The sequence below is a fragment of the Bacillus sp. BD59S genome (genome assembly GCF_007363175.1).
Taxonomy (GTDB): domain Bacteria; phylum Bacillota; class Bacilli; order Bacillales; family Bacillaceae_G; genus Bacillus_A; species Bacillus_A pacificus.
In genome coordinates, this window is sequence record NZ_CP034685.1 from 103,604 (window position 1) to 125,529 (window position 21,926).

Annotated in this window: 14 protein-coding genes and 2 pseudogenes; 11 read left to right on the plus strand and 5 right to left on the minus strand. The window is 32.5% G+C overall.

Annotated features, from left to right (window positions below):
- The first annotated feature begins 92 nt into the window (after positions 1-92).
- Positions 93-212 carry an IS3 family transposase gene (locus tag EKQ63_RS30625; RefSeq protein WP_371861585.1) on the plus strand — a complete coding sequence of 40 codons (120 nt, stop codon included), beginning with the start codon at positions 93-95 and terminating at the stop codon, positions 210-212.
- A 279-nt stretch (positions 213-491) separates the two neighbouring features.
- On the opposite strand, the gene EKQ63_RS01435 is transcribed toward EKQ63_RS30625, so the two are convergent.
- Positions 492-2,165 (minus strand): M4 family metallopeptidase, encoded by a 1,674-nt coding sequence (locus tag EKQ63_RS01435; protein ID WP_139889419.1) that lies wholly within the window; start codon positions 2,163-2,165, stop codon positions 492-494.
- Positions 2,166-2,513: 348 nt separating this feature from the next.
- Here EKQ63_RS01435 and EKQ63_RS30110 point away from each other — a divergent pair.
- The 7 genes and pseudogenes from EKQ63_RS30110 (at position 2,514) to EKQ63_RS01470 (ending at position 12,144) form a co-directional block, all read left to right on the plus strand.
- Positions 2,514-2,918, plus strand: a pseudogene (locus tag EKQ63_RS30110) (GNAT family N-acetyltransferase).
- A 440-nt stretch (positions 2,919-3,358) separates the two neighbouring features.
- Positions 3,359-4,759 carry a zinc dependent phospholipase C family protein gene (locus EKQ63_RS01445; protein ID WP_143880645.1) on the plus strand — a complete coding sequence of 467 codons (1,401 nt, stop codon included), beginning with the start codon at positions 3,359-3,361 and terminating at the stop codon, positions 4,757-4,759.
- A 739-nt stretch (positions 4,760-5,498) separates the two neighbouring features.
- The gene (locus EKQ63_RS01450) at positions 5,499-6,722 is read left to right on the plus strand and encodes a PucR family transcriptional regulator (RefSeq protein WP_143880646.1); all 1,224 of its coding nucleotides are present in this window, start codon (positions 5,499-5,501) and stop codon (positions 6,720-6,722) included.
- Between the two features lie 137 nt (positions 6,723-6,859).
- Positions 6,860-7,981 carry an alanine dehydrogenase gene (gene ald / locus EKQ63_RS01455; RefSeq protein WP_143880647.1) on the plus strand — a complete coding sequence of 374 codons (1,122 nt, stop codon included), beginning with the start codon at positions 6,860-6,862 and terminating at the stop codon, positions 7,979-7,981.
- A 474-nt stretch (positions 7,982-8,455) separates the two neighbouring features.
- Entirely contained in the window at positions 8,456-9,277 is an 822-nt protein-coding gene (locus EKQ63_RS01460) for a peptidoglycan-N-acetylglucosamine deacetylase (protein WP_143880648.1), read from the plus strand.
- Between the two features lie 20 nt (positions 9,278-9,297).
- Entirely contained in the window at positions 9,298-9,963 is a 666-nt protein-coding gene (locus EKQ63_RS01465; RefSeq protein WP_143880649.1) for a YkyA family protein, read from the plus strand.
- A gap of 366 nt (positions 9,964-10,329) precedes the next feature.
- Positions 10,330-12,144: an acyltransferase family protein gene (locus EKQ63_RS01470; protein WP_143880650.1), complete on the plus strand. Its 1,815-nt coding sequence runs from the start codon at positions 10,330-10,332 to the stop codon at positions 12,142-12,144.
- Positions 12,145-12,447: 303 nt separating this feature from the next.
- Here the strand turns inward: EKQ63_RS01470 and EKQ63_RS01475 are convergent, their stop codons facing one another.
- From EKQ63_RS01475 to EKQ63_RS01485, 3 genes are all read right to left on the minus strand, one after another.
- Positions 12,448-12,858: a hypothetical protein gene (locus EKQ63_RS01475; protein WP_143880651.1), complete on the minus strand. Its 411-nt coding sequence runs from the start codon at positions 12,856-12,858 to the stop codon at positions 12,448-12,450.
- Positions 12,859-13,052: 194 nt separating this feature from the next.
- Positions 13,053-13,742, minus strand: a complete 690-nt coding sequence (locus EKQ63_RS01480; RefSeq protein WP_143880690.1) for a response regulator transcription factor — start codon at positions 13,740-13,742, stop codon at positions 13,053-13,055.
- A gap of 1,824 nt (positions 13,743-15,566) precedes the next feature.
- A complete protein-coding gene (locus EKQ63_RS01485; protein ID WP_143880652.1) occupies positions 15,567-16,805 on the minus strand; it encodes a cytochrome P450 family protein in 1,239 nt (412 codons plus the stop codon).
- A 434-nt stretch (positions 16,806-17,239) separates the two neighbouring features.
- Here EKQ63_RS01485 and EKQ63_RS01490 point away from each other — a divergent pair.
- A pseudogene (locus EKQ63_RS01490) lies at positions 17,240-17,936 on the plus strand (IS6 family transposase).
- Between the two features lie 92 nt (positions 17,937-18,028).
- Here the strand turns inward: EKQ63_RS01490 and EKQ63_RS01495 are convergent.
- Positions 18,029-18,643, minus strand: a complete 615-nt coding sequence (locus EKQ63_RS01495) for a TetR/AcrR family transcriptional regulator (RefSeq protein ID WP_042514328.1) — start codon at positions 18,641-18,643, stop codon at positions 18,029-18,031.
- Positions 18,644-19,174: 531 nt separating this feature from the next.
- Between EKQ63_RS01495 and EKQ63_RS01500 the strand changes: the two genes are divergently transcribed.
- A complete protein-coding gene (locus EKQ63_RS01500; RefSeq protein ID WP_143880653.1) occupies positions 19,175-20,416 on the plus strand; it encodes a glycosyltransferase in 1,242 nt (413 codons plus the stop codon).
- 20 nt (positions 20,417-20,436) lie between these two features.
- Complete coding sequence (locus EKQ63_RS01505; protein ID WP_143880654.1) at positions 20,437-21,921, plus strand: aminotransferase class I/II-fold pyridoxal phosphate-dependent enzyme; 1,485 nt, start codon at positions 20,437-20,439, stop codon at positions 21,919-21,921.
- Positions 21,922-21,926 lie beyond the last annotated feature (5 nt).

A 21,926-nucleotide genomic window follows, 5' to 3' on the forward strand; every position in this document is an offset into this window, starting at 1 on the left:
TTTTAATGTTTAGGTAATAACAAATAGGGGTCACCTTACATGCCCTCAAGCTAACAAATGTAAATATGCCCAAAACTAAAAAATGAGCTTTTTTGTTACAAATTAGCACAAAATTTCATTCTGGGGGTACTATAAAATTTTACAATAACAAACGTTTCCAAGAAAGATTAAACGGCTTAAGTCCATTGGAATACAGTGTTCAAGCCGCTTAAAGTATTTTTATTATTTTCCCTGTCTACTTGAAAGGGAGCTGTTCATCTTTGGTTAAAATGAATTCTTTTCCTTTTAGTTGAAATTAACTTTTATAAGGTGCTCTTAATCAATTTTTATTTGTCTTGATGCAACATTCACGGCAAGTTTATGGGGAAAGTTACAGTGAGAGAATCCTAAAACTATGTGGACTTTCTTTAATGATAGATAGTGAAAAAAGACCCTCTTGCCAGATACTCCTAGCAGGGGGGCCCTTTTACATTTCTCTATCAATGAAACTATTATTTTACTCCTACGTCATTCCAAGCTTTTTGCACAGCTTGATATGTCGCACTATTAACACCATAGTAATCAGCAGCGGATTGCAATAAAGCAGCACGTGCCTTGCTGAAATCACTTGTTGGTGTAAGGTACGTTGTTAAAGCACGGTAGTAGATTTTTTCTGCTTTTTCCTTACCAATAGCATTGATTGTTAAATAAGCAGCTTTATTTGGAATACCGCTATTGATATGTACGCCACCATTGTCTCCTTCTTCTGTTGGTGGTAAATATTGATAGTCATTCATATGAGCAGGTTGTCCATACTTTTCAGGATTTGATAAGCTGCGAAGTGCATCTCCTGCAACTTTTGGCGTAGTTACAGCTTCTCCTAAATCCCAGTTGGCTGGATCAACGAAATATCCAAATACATCAGAAAAAGATTCATTTAGTGCCCCGGATTGATTTAGGTATTCAAGCTCAGCTGACTTTTCAGTTACCGCATGTGTTAGTTCGTGTGCAACAACATCTAGAGAACCTGACAGCGGTGCGAATTTAACACCATCGCCATCACCATAAACCATTTGTTGTCCATTCCAGAATGCATTATTGTAATTGGTTCCGAAATTGATTCCAGAACGAATCGTTGCACCTTTTCCATCAAAACTGTTACGGTTATGAACATTCTTATAATAATCATATACTTTTCCTGCATTAAAATGAGCATCAACTGCAGGAGCTTGGCTCTTATCTATCCAAGCATTATCTGTATCGAATAGATAGTAATTATCTGGATTTTGCCAATCAGTTCCATGATTAGTTGTAGTTGTCTCAATAACGCCACCATTCATCGGCTTTGTTGTGTCTTTTAAATAGTATTTTCCATATTGACTACTGTAAGTTGTATTCAGGTTTTTTCGATCCCCAAATACGCCGTTTCCATAGCCTTTTTGTGGAGTATCTGCATCTGTAACTGCATTATATGAATTTATAATTGTTCCATCTTCTGCGTTTACATAGACTTGCCAGTTTGCTCCATAAGGTTTAATGAATTGTAATTGTACTTTATAAGCTAAGTAATAATTCCCGTCTTTTTCATAAACAACTAAATCTGCTTTTTCATTTGTAGATTTTGCTTTTTCTTTTATTTGTTCTAACGGAGTCCCATTTGTTTCTACAAGTGTATCTTTTTTTGCTAGATTAATATGTTTCCATGCATTTGAAAGGGCAGTTTCATTTGAAATCTTTGCCTTTGTATTTCCTTTCAAACGGTCAGCGGCAGCGGGATGTACGTCTCCGTTTACCGTTGTTACCTTGCCGTCACGATTTGTATGAACAATGAAACGTGCACCATCAACTGGAACTTTATTAATAGATTGAATGTACACATAATGTTTCATTCCTAAATCATCTGACTTTACTTCTTTCAGTGTTAAGTCAGTTTGTGGGTTGATTTTAAATAATTCTTTATTTTCTTCAAGGAAAGATTTTACAGATTTTTCAGAATACACTCTTTTATCAGATAATTCTCCTGAAAGGAAGGATGGATTTCCTTGTTCATCATTCCACTTTTTTTGAACGACTTCCATTTTGTTCAAAGCTTCTTGCTGCGATACTTGTTCTTCTGCAAAAGCACTTGAAAATGGAGCACCTAAAACCATTCCGGTTGCTAGTAATGTAACGACAGATTTTTTCATGTCTATTTCTCCCCTTAATATTCCGTATAATAAAGATGCATCTTATTAAGGAGTATACAAAAAAACCATTCTTTTGAGATTATTAATGTAAAATTGCATATATTATTTTTTGACTTTTTAATATTTTTTGATAATTAATTCTCTATTCCTTGTTATATAAACATCCTTCTTCATAATGATTTATCATTTCATCCAGGAAGACTTCCTCCTCAAAAAACGTAAAGGATCAAATGGAAGATTTTCTGGTTTTCAATTATCATCAATATGATACTTCCAAAATCGATTTACATGTGCTGTCATGTAGGGACTTAAATAATAAATTAAAGATTTTCACCAAAGGACAGTAATATAATTGAAAATCTATATAAAAAATTAGCACCACATAGCAAAAATATTAAAGTTTTACCAGAAAGAATTGAGCAGATAAGGAATGATTCTAATAATTTTTTGTTTGTCTATGAGGAAAGTGGTAACGTCAAAGGAAGTATATTTATGACGTTTTGCCTTAATCCTGGATATCAATTTAGACCATATACTGTTTTAGAGTATGTGATTGTAAATGAAGATTTTTGAGGTAATGGGATAGGGGAAAAGTTATTGAAACATGTAGAACAGATATCGATTGCAAGGAGATCCACAAGAATTATCTTATTAAGTAGTGCATCTAGAATAAAAGCACATAAATTTTTCACTAAAAATGGATACAATGGAACCATAAGTAAGGGTTTCAAGAAGTATATACCAATTAATTAAATTTTATTTATAGGTGTTTTTTCTTAGAGTGTTTAGAAAGAATAACGTTTTTTTGTACTTAGGGGTAGTGAAAATTCGTAAGTTAATGGATATAGATTATTAACTTAAAACATCATAATTTCAATGGTGTAAAGACAACGGCCTTTCATTAATATAACAAATGGAAGGTTATTTGATTCCCTATTTTCGGATATGCAGAATTGCATAAAAAAACATGTTTAAATAAGACGCGCTTTTATATATAACTAGATGTAGAGAAGGGAAATTATTGTTTAAGGTTAATTTAAAATTTTTAATTTAATCAATGTGTGTTTAAATTCCTTTAAGAGAGAAATTAAGCAGTTAGCCTTTGCTAATCGCTCTTTTATTAGAGCTATTTAACTTTCGTTAATAAGATGAATACCCCCATAAGAATCTTTATATTTAGAAAGGAAGAAAAAATGAAAAAAATCATAACAACACTATGTGTAGCTGGACTGACTTTAACTATTTTAGGCGTATGTCCTCAAAGTAGTTATGCTCATCTCGATCAAATTGATTTAAATGAGAACGATCCTATTACTGCGAGATGGTCTGCAGAAGCTCCGTATCATTCTGATAAAAGTACACATTTATGGATTGCAAAACAAGCTATTGAAATTATGAAAACAGAATCTAATATTGAAGCAAATAAGCAGGCTGTGGACTTTTTAAATTATCCACAATATAAAGATCTATTTTCTAAAGGATTATATGATGCAGATTATAATGCAGAGTTTAACGATGGTGGAACAGGTATAGGCGGCGTTTTTAAAGGTGGATGGAAATCTCATTTTTATGATCCTGATACTAAAGAAAATTATAGAGGAGAAACAAATCCAACGGCTCTTACACAAGGTAAAAAATACTTTTATGAATCTGGAGAACATTTACGAAATAAGGACTATGAAAAAGCTTTTTATTATTTAGGAGTAGCCACGCACTACTTTACAGATGCTACTCAACCTATGCATGCAGCAAATTTTACCGCAATTGATACGAGAGCTATAAAATATCATAGCTACTTTGAAAATTATGTTACAACCATTCAAAATCAATTTGCAGTCAATACTGGAGGGAATTATAACAATTCTCTATCTACACCTGAAGAATGGATTGATTATGCAGCTCGAGTAGCTAAACCTGAAATCCAAAATATTACTAATGATAAAACATTTAAGTATTATAATAGTGGTAAGGCACAATTGTGGCAAGAAATGGTTACCCCAGCTGTGCAGCGAAGCTTAGGAGAAGCTCAGCGCAATACAGCAGGTTTCTTAAATCTGTGGTTTAAAACTTTTACTGAAAATGTGAAAGCTCCAAGTATAGAGACTGCATTAATCTATGATATAGAAGGAAATGTCATAGAAGCAGGGAAAAACTATTATATCGTACCAAGTGAATCTCCTTATCAAGGTCTAACGTTTGAATGGTATATAGCAAATCGTTACGATTATGTCACACTTGCAAATAAAGAAAACAATGGTTTATCTGGTACACCTATGGAATTTGAATTCTACAAAGAAAATGATGCAAAGCTACACCACGGGGAGAGTATATATCTTCGCATGAAGCACTCAAATTACGACCAATTCCAATATTTAAATTGGTCTAATTATTCTAGTTGGATTCACCTTGCTCAAAAATCCGATAGTTTAGCTGATTTTAAAATTAAAATTAACCTGGATAATCCTACAGAATATAATATTTTTACAGATGACTATCCATTAAATTATGGAAATATAAATGCAAAGAAAAATTGGATTGTACTAGGTGAAAAAACACAAAAACCTAGCTCATGGAAGTTTATCCCTGTTAGATAATCTAAAAAGAAAAACACTCGTCCTTAATCAGAACGAGTGTTTTTCTTTTTAACCATGAAGGCTTCTTCCTCAAGGAACGGGAAGAGAGTAGGCGGGAGATGAGTTGGCTTCGGACAAGGGATGGCAGGAAGCCATCTTAATCAATTGAAAGATAAATATTATATATAACCAAACATATACAATGTCTTCTAAAAAGGTATCCATAATTCCCTTATTTCATCAAAAAAACATATTTGATGAAATAATAATTAAATCACTGAATACATTCGACAAAAATCTACTGTTTACGCATTGGGAATTTAATGTTTTAATAAAGTTGTAATTGGTATGACCATTATGGAAGAAGAAAATGAAAAGCCTTCATCTATCCTAGAAGCTAGATGAAAAAACTATATAAAGTTCAAAAAAATGGTGTTATCTATATCGTGCAATCAATAAATATGGACGTATATTAGAGATTCAACTTCGAAAAAAGCGAAGTTTTTTGAAATTCACAGACTTTCAAAATCGGGGTCATACTTCTCTTACGATTAAAGGAATTGAAACGCTTCATGCTCTATATAAACGAAACCGAAGTTTGCGACTAAACTTTGGTTTTTCAACGTGTAGTGAGTTACAGCGATTCCCTACTATTAATAAAAAGTGTTATAGGTTTGTTAATTTACACAATGAATACTTTTTTACATTTTACAGTAGATAAAAACTATATTTTAAATAGGATGGATGAGTTTTGACATATATGAAAAATGATTTCTCTAAAATCAACTTTAACAGTTTAGAAGAGTTTGCTGACACAATTAGTGAGATTCTACAATGCCCAGTTACAATTGAAGATGTGAATCATCGTCTTCTGGCATATAGTACTCATGCCGAAAGAATAGACTCCGCGAGAGTTGCAACTATTATGGGAAGACGTGTACCTGAAAAAGTAATTAACAGTTTGTGGAAAGAAGGCATTATCCCTGAACTTTTGAAAAAGCGTGAACCTATTCGTGTAAAGAGGATAAATGGTGTCGGTCTTAGTGACAGGGTTGCTATTTCTATTTGGAACAAAGAAGAAGTTTTGGGATTCATCTGGGTTATGGAAGACGAACATTTCTTAACTGAGGAAAATTTCACTTTGCTGAAAAAAGCTGCAGAGGCCGTAAAAAGCAAATTAATACAGCTTCAAGCTCGTAAAAATAAAAAGGTTGAACAAACACAAGAATTTTTCTGGAAATTATTGACCAATCACATACAAATAAATGAAATGATTATTGAAAATTTCCATCGTCTGCATATTACTCCTGCGTCTGTATTTACTATCATCGTATTCCAGTTTGAACAAGAAATTATAAATAAAAAAGAAAGACAGATTTCTTATTTGCTAAAAACAAGCCAATATTTAGAAGTTTTACTTACCACAATAGATCATAATCGATTAATTCTTCTTACTTCATTGGACTGTGTGAATCGACCATCCTATGAAATCAACAATTTCGTTGAAATGTTTGTGCATAAAATGGAAAAACGATTTGGAGTTAAACATATCAAACCAGCGTTTAGTAGTGTTTATAGTAACTATCAAAAAGTTGGTAAAGCTTATAAAGAGGCTCTAACTGTTTTATCTATAAAGGAAAAATTCCCTTGCGACACAGCAAACATCCACGGATATCAAAATATGGGTATTTATCAATTGATTGACCTTCTCCTTGAGAAACGAAAGTGTGAAGAGTATGAAAATCAAGCGTTACAAAAGCTGTATGATTATGATTATAAGCATAATTGCAACCTTGTTGAGACGTTGGAGACCTTTTTGAATAAAGACAGTAATGTGGGTGAGGTGGCCAAATCTTTAAATATTCATCCTAATACATTAAGTTATAGACTTAAACGTATTTGCGAAATCGGTGAGATTGATTTAAAAGATCCAAACAAAAAAATGATTATGTTCTTGGATCTCAAACTAAAAAAATTCATGTAGCAGCATCCTTTTGTGGAATCCCACAAAAGGATGCTGCATTTTTCTTTTTTCCTAACAATGAAAAAAGATTTTTAATACTCTATACTTGGACTACAACTAAGTAACCTAAAGATTAGTATAGAGGGGAAGATCATTTCATGATTATTGGAGTACCAAAGGAAATAAAAAATAATGAAAACCGTGTTGCACTTACACCTGCAGGAGTTATTGCGTTTGTCAAGGCTGGACATAAAGTATTGATTGAAACAAATGCCGGTGTTGAAAGCGGGTTTAACAATGTAGATTATGTATATGCCGGTGCTGAAATTATTCAAAGTGCTGCAGAAGTATGGAGACAATCAGAAATGATTATGAAAGTAAAAGAGCCCCTCGCCAGTGAATACACATACTTTCGTCCAGATTTAGTTCTATTCACTTACTTGCATTTGGCTGCAGAGCCAGCTTTAGCCCAAGCTCTTAAAGATAATGGTGTTACTGCAATTGCTTACGAAACTGTAGAAGTGAATCATACGCTCCCTCTTCTTACACCAATGAGTGAGGTAGCTGGACGGATGTCTGTACAAATTGGCGCACAATTCCTACAAAAATCAAACGGTGGACAAGGTATTCTTCTGGCAGGTGTTCCCGGTGTAAATCGCGGAAAAATCGCTATCCTTGGTGGAGGCATTGTAGGAACAAATGCTGCGAAAATGGCAATTGGCCTAGGTGCTGATGTAACAATTATTGACTTGAATGCAGAAAGATTACGCCAACTGGATGACATTTTTGGTACCCATATCAAAACATTGATGTCCAACCCGTTTAACATCGCGGAAACAGTAAAACAAGCAGATTTATTAATTAGTGCTGTTTTGATTCCTGGTGCAAAAGCACCTAAGTTAGTTACAGAAGAAATGGTAAGGGCAATGAAAACCGGTTCTGTAATCGTGGATGTAGCCATTGATCAAGGTGGGGCCGTGGAAACTTGCGATCATGTTACAACGCATGATAACCCGACATTCGAAAAATATGGAGTACTTCACTACTCTGTTGCGAATATGCCAGGGGCAGTTCCAAGAACTTCCACCATCGCTTTAACTAATGTAACACTTCCATATGCTTTACAAATCGCCAATAAGGGTGTGCAAGAAGCAATCTTTGAAAACAATGCATTAAAACTCGGTGTAAACATGCTGAACGGTGAAGTTACATGTGAAGTGGTTGCAAAAGAACTCGGCTATGCTTGTGTTTCTATAGAAGAAGCTCTTGCGAAAAAATAAACCAAATTAACATGAGCCTTTCATGTATTAAATAAGATAAAAAAAGAAGCTAAGTTGTTGTCATTTGATTTAAGAAATTAGCGGTAAAATAGTTAAACTATCTGAATCGCTCAAGAAGATTGGATAGAATTATTATCTAATCTTCTTGTATTATAAGAAAGCTTTAATCGATTTAATAGTTAATATAAACATATCGGGAATCGTTTTCATATCCGTTAATGAAGTTTTAAAAATTATATGAAGGATAAACGTCTTTTCCTCCAAATACTTCAAAAGGTTTATCTGTAAATCGTATCAACGCAGAAAAACACCCTCAATGTAGCTTTGGACATTGTATATATCCTCAACAACTTATATCTCTGCTATTAAAAAGAGAAAAAATTATTACTTTGATTTGTTATTTATAAATGTAATAGTAAATCAAATGTGAATCACATAATAAAATTAATATATAAAACGAAAGGGATTACTATTATGAGAAATACTACTAATATACAACGTATATCTATTACAATTATAGCAATTATTGCAGTAGCAGCTTGCTATTTTATGTATCAATCTCTTACTTCACCAGCAAGGTCCGTAACGAAGCAAGAGAATTCAGTGCAATTAGCAAGTGAACAAGCAAAAAATGAAATAAAGAAAGAAGCACCAAAGCGCTTTAATGGCCAAGAGAGAAAAGTTGCTTATCTTACTTTTGATGATGGACCTGGAAAATATACAACTGAGTTGTTAGACATCCTACGACAAAATGGTGCGGAAGCAACATTTTTTTTAATTGGTGAAAATGTGAAGCAGTTTCCGGATTTAGTGAAACGAGAGAAAGAAGAAGGCCATTATGTGGGCATGCACAGTATGACACATAACTTTAAGAAATTATATACCGATGGTGAGTATGTAAATGAAATGAAGGAAGATCAAAATTTAATAGCAAATATTCTGAAGGAATCTCCCAAATTAACACGGCCACCATATGGCTCCATGCCAGGACTAAATGAAGAACTTCGCAATAAAGCAGTAGAAGCTGGTTTTACAGTTTGGGATTGGACAATTGACTCTTTAGATTGGAAGTATAACAAGATGCCAATTGATTCAGCTTCAGCTCAAATTGTTCAAAATGTACTAGCAGGTGCAACAGAACCACAAGAAGTTATTTTAATGCATGATATTCATCCGCAATCTGTTGCTGCTGTACCAGCTATCATAAAAGGATTAAAAGAAAAAGGATATGAACTTGAAGCGTATCATGAAGAGGAACATTTTCCGTTAAATTTTTGGCACGATAAACGTATTTGACATTGTAGGAGGGATTGAAATTGATTAATAGAAAAGCGATTCTAATAGGAATCCTATCAATTGGATTTCTAGGGGGATGTTTAGGAGCAAAGCCAGAAGAGAAATTATATGTTGCTTTTGAAAAGGTAGCAGATCAAGAAAAAACGTTATCTGATAATGTAAAAAAATTAGAGCAGTTAGAAGCAAAGGGACAAGAATTGTATAATCAAATTATACAGAAAGGACAAGAGAATAATGAGGAAGCACTACCCCAAGTAGAACAAGCTGTTGCAAATGTATCTGAACGTGAGAAAGAGTTAGATAATGAAGCAGATGTATTAAAAAAAGCACAAACAGAAGTAACATCAGTTCTTAATGATATAAATAAAATCGAGGATAAAAAATTACAAGAACAAGCCAAAGCAGTAGAACAAGCTTATAAAAATCGTTATGATGCTTTTCTAAAAATGAATGGAAGTTACAAAAAATCATTAATAATTGAAAAGGAACTTTATGAAAAGCTAAAAGAAAAAGAAACAAAACTAAAAGAGATTAGTGAGAAAGTAAAAGCTTACAATGTAATAAATGAAGAAACACTAAAGGAAAAAGAAAAGTTCAATCAATATACTACAGAGTATAATAAGGAGAAATTAAGTTTTTATAAAGCCGCGAAGATAAAAATAAAAGAGCAAAAGCCAGAGAAATAATTATGAATTTAAGTACCTTAAAATTCTTCTATCTATAGACAAATCAAAGTTCTACACCGAGCTTTTTATATTGAAAATCTGTAAAAAGGATAAATTGGGATTGTGTAATATTAGAAGGGGGTATTCAAGTACTAATTAACTAAATGATATAATGTAAAAGTCGAAAAAGCATTTTATAATGCTCTTTCGACTTTTTGGCTTGGTAACAAAGAACGAAATTACAAATTAAGGAATTTCTATATAAAAGTTTCGTTGTATAGATATACTTTTTCTCATATTCATAGAGTTTTCATTTGTTTTCTGTTGATAATCACTTATGAGAAAAAGTAAACAAACATATCAGCAAAGTTTAAGGGAGGATTATACATGCCCACACCATTAAAGAAAAATAATCGTTATATGGTCGGATTAGATAGTTTAAGAGGACTGGCTATACTAGGTGTCGTGTTATATCACGTCAACTATAAGTGGATACCTGGAGGATTCCTGGGCGTTACAGTCTTCTTTGTGCTCTCTGGTTATTTAATTACTGATCTTCTTGCTACTGAGTGGGAGAAATATAAAAGAATTAATTTAAAAAATTTCTGGATACGTAGGGCAAGAAGATTACTTCCAGGAATGTTTGTTATGCTCCTTATTGTTTTTGCATGGGTGACGTTATTTCATAACTCCTTACTAGGAAAAATGCGGGGAGATTCGTTAGCAGCAGTATTATATATTAGTAACTGGTGGTACATTTATCATAAGTTATCATATTTTGATAACTTTGGCCAACCTACTCCTTTAAATCATTTTTGGTCGTTGGCTGTTGAAGAGCAATTTTATGTATTCTGGCCATTCATACTTAGCTTAGGATTCTACTACATAAAAAAACGATCACGTATGACACTATTTATTTTTTTAGGAGCAATTGCTTCAGCAATTGCAATGGCTGTACTGTATGAGCCAGGAAGTGATCCAAGTAGAGTTTATTATGGTACCGATACAAGAGCGTTTTCTCTGTTAATAGGGGCAGTACTCGCTCTACTTTGGCCAAGTAATAGACTTTCTAATAAAATTATTCCGTCAGCCCGTCTTGTTTTAGATGTAGTTGGGGGAATCGCTTTAATTATTATTTTAATTATGTTTTGGGAGACAAATCAATATGACTCATTCCTATATCGTGGAGGAATGTTATTTTTATCAGTTGTTACTGCTTTATTAGTAGCCAACCTTGCTCATCCAACTAGCAGAATTAGTGTGCTTTTAAGGTTTAAACCATTACGTTGGATTGGTATTCGGTCCTATGGAATATACCTTTGGCATTATCCGATTATCACATTAACGAGCTCGCAAGCTAGTACAGAAGGACCTCATCTTACTAAAGCTATTTTTCAAGTTTTTTTGATTCTACTTATGGCACATCTTTCGTGGAAGTTTATTGAAAATCCAATTCGTCAAGGTGCATTGAAGAATCTTCGTTTAAAGGACTTGAAAATAAGAGACTTATCATTCGTTAATAGAGTTGCTTTAGCATGTACAATATTCCTCTCCATAACAGTTATCTTTGGTTTCTCAACAGCTGACAAAGTAAAAGACAATTCTAAACAAGTTAGGACAGAGGCGGTACAAGTGAAAAAAAATGAGGAACCTGCTCATCCAGTTACTAAGGAAGAGAAACCGGTTGATAAAACATTAGAGGACGAAAATAAAGATTCCTCTAAACAAATTAAACAACCTAAGACTGTTACAGCCATTGGTGATTCAATTATGATTGATGTCTCTCCGTATTTAAAGGATGCTTTTCCTAATATTACAATTGATGCGAAAATTGGAAGACAGATGTCTCAAGCATTAGGTATAGTAGAGGGAATGAAAAAGGAAGGCACTTTAGGAAGTCATGTTATTATTGGATTAGGTACAAATGGGGCATTTACTACTGAGCAACTAGAATCGTTAATTCAGTTAATAGGTGATGAGCGTGAAATTGTATTAGTTAATACTAGAATACCTCGTCCGTGGGAGTCCGTAGTTAATGAGAAATTAAAAGAAGTCTCTTCTAAATTTCCAAATACTGTGCTGGTTGATTGGTATGCAGCAAGTGCTGGAAATCAATCATATTTCGAACCAGATGGAATTCATTTAAATCCAACAGGAGCAAAAGAATACGCTTCACTTGTTGTTCAACATATTGATAAGTAATTTGATTCTCGTCGAGATAATTTACCATTTATTTTATTTTTAAAGTAGAGGTAGTCAAAATGTCTTTTTGTTATATCTATCAGTAAAATTTAGCTGTAAGACAAGTTATTTAACTCCATAATTAACTAAACTCAAGGGTTGTTATAATAAAAAACATAAGCATGTTATTAGTTTAGAATAGAGTTTAATCAGAAAAATTAATATTCCTTGATTTTATGTCAAACAAAAAGACTCCATTTTGAAAAAGATTAATCAAAATGGAGTCTTTTTGTGCTAATCAGTATATACATCAGAATAATTTTGTTACATTCGTATCCTTTTAAGTTTATATTTTCTGTTTCTATGTAATTTAGAAATATCTTGTGATAAAAACATAATTGTAATGATAACTAATACAAGATTAACTATAAAAGTCGTTATTACTATTCTATCTGTCAAAGAGAAAAAGGAGACATACATGAAGAAAATTACAGTAATGAAAGGAATATTTTGTCTCAATCGTTTGATAGAATGCGGTTTTTTCTTATCATAATATGTCATAATTGTGCCTATAATTAATAGTACAGGTGTAGTAATAAAGATTCCAATCCACCCAAATCCTTTTTTAATAAACCAAGGAAAAAATGGCACATTTGTGGAGCAAATAAATAGGGTAGTTACTAAAGTGAATAGTTGAATGAATGTTAGGGTTATAATTAAGTTGGTTTGTTTCATCTTTTTACACCTCCTAATGAATCTGTACATAAAATTATAAATAATTAATATGTTTTTATATTATTACAGTGGAAGTTTTATCTAAAATAAAAAGGTTAGCTAATCTTCTACTTACTAATAAAACGATTCCTGATAATGCTTCCAACAGTTTTTGTTAATCACTTTTAGTAGTAACCAGAGGATACATTTTCCACTCATTGTTTTCTTCCATTCCACCTATATCCCTTTCCCCATACAGTAATGAGAAATTGGGGATTAGAAGGACTAGGTTCAATCTTCTGACGAAGACGATTGATATTTACATCTATGGCCTTTTTGTTACCTACACAATTTATACCCCATATTTTATTTAAGAGTTCATCACGTGGGATTGGTTTTATGGAATTTTCCATTAAGTATCGTAAAATAATATACTCTGTTGGAGTTAAGTCAATTTTTATTCCATCCTTATATAATTTTTCTTGCAGAATATTTAATTTAAATGGTTCTGAGTGAATCAATGCCATGTCCTTTTTAGTTTCTTTTACTCTTCTTAGCAATGATTGTACACGTGCTACTAATTCACTTATACTAAATGGCTTTTTAATATAATCATCTGCCCCAATTGTCAAACCGTGAACCTGATCTTTACCTTGCACACGTGACGTTAACATGATAATACCAATCTTTTCGTTGTTTTTTCGTATTTGTTTGCATACCTGAAAACCATCTATTCCTGGTAACATAACATCAAGTATTATAATATCAACATTATGATTTTCTAGAAGATCAAGAGCTTTTTCACCTGTATCGGTTTCTAGAACATTGAAACCAGCATGCTTCATCTTTAAAGTAATAAAACTACGAATTGTTATCTCATCATCTAATACTAAAATTGTTGTCATACTCTCTGCTCCTTTATTTTTGTTGATAATCAGCCATGGATTTGATAAAAGATTTAAGAGTCTGGTAGTTGGAGTTTTTTGGGATTTCATATACATGCTCTCTTGTTTTAACTGCCGCTTCATAATTTTTGATCTTTGGCCATTCCTTATGATTAAAGGTATAAACTACAAGCCACGTTTTATCTGCATCAGTATAAAGAAAACGTTGAGTAGTTCAATGTAATTAGAGTATAGAGTGTTCAAAACGTTTTTTCATTGTTAAGAAGGGAGAAAAATACATCTCACTTTTGTGGAATTACACAAAAACTTTATTTAATCAATTGCATCCTTAACACCCTGAACCAATACTCTATTATTATTTTTGCTACTGTTGTTTTCTATATGTATTACCTCCTAGCGGGCACCATAGATGTCCATCAACCTAAGAATCTAATAAAAAAACGTTATTCTTTCTAAACAAGATTATTAGAAAGAATAACGTTTTTTATGAATTTTTTGATTTAAGAGGGATTACAAGTATTTGCTGAAGATCTGCGAAGACATTTAACTCATTCTCTTTTGGAAGAACTCACAAAAGACTTAGGTTTTATAATCTGAAAGGATCATGTTTTACAACTCATAAGACATGTCTTCAAACCTTCGTGACCTTATTATAAACATCGTATCTTTTTTCAAAGCATCGTGACTTTATTTAAAAGCGACACCATTATTCTGCAGAGATGGATACCTCTCATATATATATAAAAATGACGTAGAACATATTCTACGTCATTTTTATATAAACACTTTAAAGAATTAGGGGCCGTACATTTTGTATTTTTTTACATATCTGAATGAATTAAATTTATATTACCCGTTTAAGTGAGCCTGTAAAAGCAAAGGATATTGTAGTAACTGTATTCTTTGCTTCAACTTTCCTGATTTATATAAATTTAAATTCGCTGCTTGTTTACAGATTTTGTAGCCATCAGAGTAGGTTCTAGGGTATGTTTACTTGATATAACACTGCTACGAATATTTGGGATCAGAGTCATTAGCGAGATTCCATTTTTGAGATACTGCTTATTCTTCCTTTAAGAGATATTTGTCCCAAACTTATTTTAAAATCCCTAACTTACTTCGATTTTCATTACACCTTTAACACTAAAACCAACCAATTTATACCCACTATATGAGCCAAATATAGTGAGTATAAATTGTCATATCTGTTTTAACTTTAAATTGCATCTCATACCTTAGACTTTTGCAGAAATTCATGCTGATTCACAAGGTGTCACTCTATTTATTGCCTTTTTTTGGTGAAATTTTGCGCTTCAGGATTATTTAAACGTTAAGCAGGACAAGTTTTAAGAAAGAACTCCAATAATTCCATAACAGGAACTTAAATAAAGGTTCTTCCATAGTGTTTCTAAATATTTTTGCTTCACTGTACCCCAAAATTTCAAAACACAATAAAATCTAATTGTATATTGAAGAGGTGTTACTTGTTTAGTTTGAGGTAATACCACAGATGATACTTTTTGCTTTTTCACTTATCGAATAATCTACAACACATACATACTTATTAAATATTTACTAAGCTTAAATTATAGATACAAAAAAATGAAATTTACTTCTTTTGTATCTTATAGAATGTAAGGACCTTACATCCAAAATTAAAACATCTATTTTTCGATAAGTAAATGATGAAACCTTATTTGTAATCATTTGTTACTTTTAAATAAAACAGTAGTGCTAAATTCATCATATGAGAGAATTCAGCACTACTGTCTGCCTAAAGGACAGGATACTATTCTCTAAAATCTTTATTAATAACTAAAGGATTTAAAACTTTAGAGGCAATTCTTCTAATGATCTCATTAGGTAGTTTTCTTGCCATTTTATTCGCTCTCTTTCACCTTGTATCTGTATATCTGGCAAACGGTGTAACAGTGTAGAAATTGCAATTTTTGCTTCTAAACGAGCGAGTGGTGCACCAAGACAAAAATGACTCCCATGACCAAATGCAATATGACGATTGTTTTTTCTTGTAATATCAAATACATCAGCGTCTGGAAAAATCTTTTCATCACGATTAGAGGATGCTACGGATATAATAATTCTATCTTTTGATTGAATATCTTGTCCATGCATTGTAAATGGTTCTGCTGTCCAACGTAAAGTTGTTAGTTCAACAGGGCTATAAAACCGTAATGCCTCTTCAATTGCTGAATCAATTAAATCGGGATTTTGACGAAGTTTTTGTAACTGAGCTGGGTGCTCCAGCAAGGCCAAGGTCATATTTGTAATTAAATTTACTGTTGTTTCATGTCCAGCAACAATAAGTAACGTAATTGTCGAATATAATTCAGATGTATTTAATTTCGTTCCTTCACTTTCAGCCTTTATTAGTGCACTAATTAAATCGTCAGCAGGTTGTTCTCTCTTTTTATTAACTAAATGCTGTATATATTCAGCAAATTCTCCTAATTTTTGCTTGTTTTTCTGCTTGTCCTCTAACGTATGTGGGGTACTAATAATTGCCTGTGACCAAACTCTAAATTTATGCTGATCTTCAAGCGGAACACCCAACATTTCACTAATTACCATAATAGGTAAAGGGAAAGCATAATCACTTACAAGGTTTATAGAATTATTATGTTCTATTTTATTTAATAAAGTATCAGCAATATATTGAATTTGGTCTTCAAGTTGTATGATCATCTTAGGGGTAAATGCCTTTTGAGCAAGTGATCGTAGACGATTGTGATCAGGGGGATCTGAGTTGAGCATATGATTTCTTAAAAGGTCCCTATTCTCTAAGGAAATAGGGACGTCCAAGTCTTCTTCGTTAGAGAATACGTTTTCAATATTTTTCATTAGTTTAGCATCTTTCAATAAAGAAATTGCGTCCTCATATCTTGTAATCAACCAACTTTGACTATTTTCTCCTGAAGATAAAGGATAAACAGGGTGACATTCGCGCAATTCTTTATAGATATCATATGCGTCCTGTTTAAATACAGGGGAAGATAACTGTGATTCGAATAATAGCTTAAAATTCAGTTCATTTTTCGAAGACATTTATATAACCTCCATCTTTATAAAGATTTAGGTCGCTGCAGCACCTAATTTGCATTATAAACCATCCAACTTTGAGAAAGGTAAGAATATTCCGATAAAATATTACTTTACTTGGTGAAATAAACAATGTAATCCTTTGATATATACCTACTTTAATATAATTTATATGTACCAAAGTTTTAAAATTACAATTATTTATAAATAGCATAAAATATTCTTTAATGCAAATCTCTCTCTTATTATCATAAAAGTATCGAGAAGAATATTGGATCTAGTTGGTTTGACTTGCGACATGGCAAAAAACTATGAATTCTTTCCTTACTTACTTGCATGGAGAAAAAGGGTACTGGTGCAAAAGCTTTAGGACAATTACAATAAATCTACAAACCATGGACATACTGATACTACTAATCTAAATAGGATGCGTGATTGGTATGGAAAAGGAAAATGTATTCAAATGGAAGTATTATCAGCCTAATTGTTTTGTTAACGGTAAGATGGTATCTACGGTACAACCTCAGTTTTCGTGATGTAGTGGAAATGATGGAGGAACGGGGCTTATCCATTTCTGATACAACGTTTATGCGTTGGGTTCATCAGTACGGTCTTGAATTTGACAAATGAATCTGACGTCACCTTAAACAAACAAGTGCCCCCTGAAGGGAAGATGAAACATTTATGAACATAAAAGGTCAATGGATGTACCTGTATCGTGCTGTTGATTCGAAAGGAAATACAATCGATTTTACCTGAGTAAAACAAGAGACCTGAAGGTTGCAAAACGCTTTTTCAAGAAGGTCTTGCAGTCTTTTCATGTTTCAAAACCTCGTGTTAAAACAGTTGATAAAAATCCGGCTTATCTTATAGCAATTGAACAATTGAAAAAGCATACCTGGTGGTATGCGACTTAGACAACAAAAGTACCTGAATAGCATAGTAGAACAAGATAATTTCTATATAAAGAAGCGAATTCGATCTATGCTAGGATTCCAATGTTTTGACACAGTTACATCTATTCTTTTTGGAGTAGAAGCCATACCCATGATAAAAAAAGAATAGGTTGATTTACGGGACCAGTCTGTCCAAAACGAGAAAGAATTCATCCATCAATTGTTTGGACTTACAGCATAAGATACGATTTCGTTAGAAATCTATGCGCTTTAGTATCTTTTATTCTATTTTTACACCAGAGCTCTTTGCAATGCCCAGTACAGTTGCTCTTTCTAGTGCTCATTAAAAAAAGTAAAACCTACCGCGCCAAAGGGTCCTTTAGTCATAAGCTTCACTAATTGTTGTGCAGTATATTTCGGTGAATATTTCATATCATTTTGAAGCCACCAAATTGCCATCCCAACAACACAGGAAGTGAAGAAACGTAATACCATATCCTTTGGAATATCTGATTCATGTTCCCCAATTTTAAGCTCAATGTAATTTCGTTCAAGGTTATCCATAATAGTCTGCTGCATTTGTAGATTAAAATCATGAATGCCATGAGGCCCAAACATGGTTTTATAAAAGTCTGCATGTTTTACCATACACTCAAATATTGATTGTAAAACTTCCTCGAGTTTCGAAAAATCTATTTGATGTCCCTGCACATGGGCATATAGGACCATTTTACTTGTCAACTCTTCTAGTACACCCTCGCTAAGCTTTGTTAACAAATCTTGTTTATCCCTGTAATGCGAGTAAAATGTTGCCCGATTGATGAGTGCCTCATCCGCGATGTCTTGTATGGTAATAGCATCGTATCCCTTTTCCGCTATCAGTTTGATAAAAGCATCATATATAAATTTTTTGGTTCGTATAATCCGCAAATCCGCTTTTTTCAACATCTTATACCTCTCCGTTCGTTATTGTCATTATAGACAACAGATTTTATCTTTTTGTTTTTTATCTTACATTTATGCCTTAAATGTAAATTGAATTTTATGGAAAAAGCGATATAATTCCATTATAAACAACATGAATTTATTATCAACTACACATTGTTTGTTATCTATCTGTTTGTTAAACAAATGCTAGGATCAATAATTTAAAAGATATATAGTAAAGCAATTTTTTAAACAAAAGATGGTTCTAGTTATCCTTTTAGGCATTGTGGCTGTTGTTATCAACGCTAGTTTTGCTTTTATGAAATATTAGATAATCCAATAATTTAGCTTGTAGAAGTGTAGTAAATATAGTTCGAAAGAAAGATACAAACAAATAAAACCAAAAATATGAGTTAAGGCTATGGTACCTATATGCCTGAAAAAAACATACTAACGATTTTCTAGATGAAAATAGAATAAAAGTAAAAACTTTCATATCGACTGTATTTTTAATACATATATAAATATATATTGTTAATGTGATTAAGGGGGATGAGAATAATTAAAAAAAATATTATTTTTGCACCAGAAACTTTTAACTTGGCCGAAACTACCAGATCAATAGAAGTAGCAAAGAAATGTTCCGAATACTTCCATTGCATATTTATAGGATACTCTAGAAAATACGCTTATCTGATTGAAAAAGCTAACTTTGAATTTATCCACCTTGAACCAGTTTTAAGTGAAGATGATATCACTCAACTCATGAAAGTAGATCAGATGAAGGGCATAAAACATCCCTTTACATACGAACATCTCAAAAAACGAATTGAGAATGAGAAAAAAATTATAAATACTTACTGTCCGGCGGTTGTCGTTATCGGAACCACATTAAGTATGTTTATTTCGGCGAGAGCTTGTCAAACACCACTTGTATATATTAAACCACTAGCATATACAAGAACTTTTTTATTAAAAGGGCACCTAGAATTACCTTCTATAATTAATAAGCTTTTCTTACCTAAAAAATTTACTATGAATCTTTATAAAAAGGTTGCTTTAGGTATTACTTATAAACCAAAATCTTTCTCTAAATTGGCAAAAGAAGAAGGAGTAGAACTTCCAAAATACACCATAGATGCACTAGATGCCGATTATAATTTAATTACAACCATTCCTGAAATTAGTGGTGTGGAAGATCTTCCTGCTAACTATAAATATATTGGCCCGGTTTATGCAAAACTGGATACGCCCATACCTTCATTTGTAGATAGTCTTCCCACTAATCAACCAGTTATTTACTTTGCAATGGGGAGCTCTGGAAGTAAAGAAATTGTCATGAAAATCTTACATGTTTTAAAGAAGCTACCTGTAATAGTTATATGCCCTATGAAGAAAATACTTGGACCTAGTGGTAATGTTTTTTCTAGTGATAAGAATATAATCCTTTGTGATTTGCTTCCTGCTCATAAATTGGGAAACATAATAGATTTATCTATTATTCATGGCGGGGAAGGTACAGTTCAAACAGCTTGTTTGTCCGGAAAACCATTCCTTGGGCTTGGATTGCAAGCAGAACAAAAAGTCAACATAAATGAATGTGTTCTCTTTGGTAATGCATTAGCTCTTAAACGAAAAGATATAACAACTAAAAAGCTTGGTGAACTAATAGAATTTTCTTTAACAAATAAAGAGATGCACAATAGGGCAGAAAAAATGCAGGAGCTTTTAGAAAATATTGATGGTCCAGAAAATGCTGCTAACTTCTTAATAAATCATTTCGCTACAACATAAAAGAATAATGGGGGTTTACCATGAATAAAGTATACGATAAAATCATTAGCCATTTGGCTGAAATAACAGGTTATGATCAAAGTGACATTGCTGTAACTGATTCATTAGTTAATAATCTTGGCCTTGATTCAATGATGATTATGGATTTTCATAGATTAGTAGTACATGACTTTCCTGAGATGAAAGAAGTCGATTTGGAAGAAGTTTTTCAACAAGAGGATACAACTGTAGATGATATTTTATCTTTAGTATATAAAGAAATAGGGATAGAAATGAATCAAAATACAGCTTCATTGCTGGATGATTTCACTGAAGTTAAAGAGTTTCATAAATATCTTAAAAGCAGAGAATACATTCCTTATTTCAGAAAAAACCATGGAATAGCATCAAATAGAATTATTATAGATGGAGAAGAGAAGATAAATTATTCCACTTATAATTATCTAGGTATTAATGGTTCAAATATAATTAATCAGGCCGTAATTGAAGCGATAAATCGTTATGGAACGAGTGTTTCTGGTAGTAGATTACTTAGCGGAGAAATTGAAATCCATCAAAAGCTTGAAAGAAAAATTGCTGAATTCTTAGGTGCAGAAGATGCTCTAATTCAGGTGGGAGGACACAGTACTAACGTTAATACCATAGGGAATATTGTCAATCAAGAAGATTTAATTCTACATGATGCATTGGCTCATAATAGTATTATACAAGGTGCAATTCTTTCTAATGCCAAGCGAAAACCGTTTAAACATAATGATATGGATCATCTAGAAGATGAGCTAAAAAAGCTAAGGTCGAAATTCCGCAGGGTCTTAATCGTGGTAGAAGGTGTTTACAGTATGGATGGAGATATCTGTAAATTACCAGAATTAATCAGAATAAAAGAAAAGTATAATGCTATTCTCATGGTGGATGAAGCGCATTCGATCGGTACTATTGGTAAGAATGGTAGAGGTGTAACAAGTTATTATGATGTTAATCCTAAATCAGTAGATATTTTAATGGGAACATTAAGTAAATCCCTTAATAGTTGTGGGGGATATATTGCTGGTAGCAAATCCTTTATAAAATATTTAAGATTCAATTCACCTGGATTTATTTTCAGTGTAGGAATGACACCAGCTAATGCAGCTGCGGCATTATCGTCGTTAACACTCTGTGAAAGTGAAGAAAGTTTATTTATAAGATTAATAGAAAACCATACTTATTTCTTAAATGAATTAAAGAAACTAGGAGTTGATACAGGTAAAAGTTATGACACGCCAGTTGTACCTTTAATCATTGGAAACTCTGATGAAGCTCTTAAATTCTCGGAAATATTATTTAAAAATGGAATAAATGCGATGCCGATAATTTACCCTGCAGTAAAAGAGAGTGAAGCTAGAATAAGATTTTTTATCTCAGCTGCCCATTCAAGAGAAGACCTGGATATGACTTTAAAAGTAATTAAAGAAAACATTCAAAGTTTATCTACTTATAATGAGTCTGTGTTAATACCTTTATAAATTAC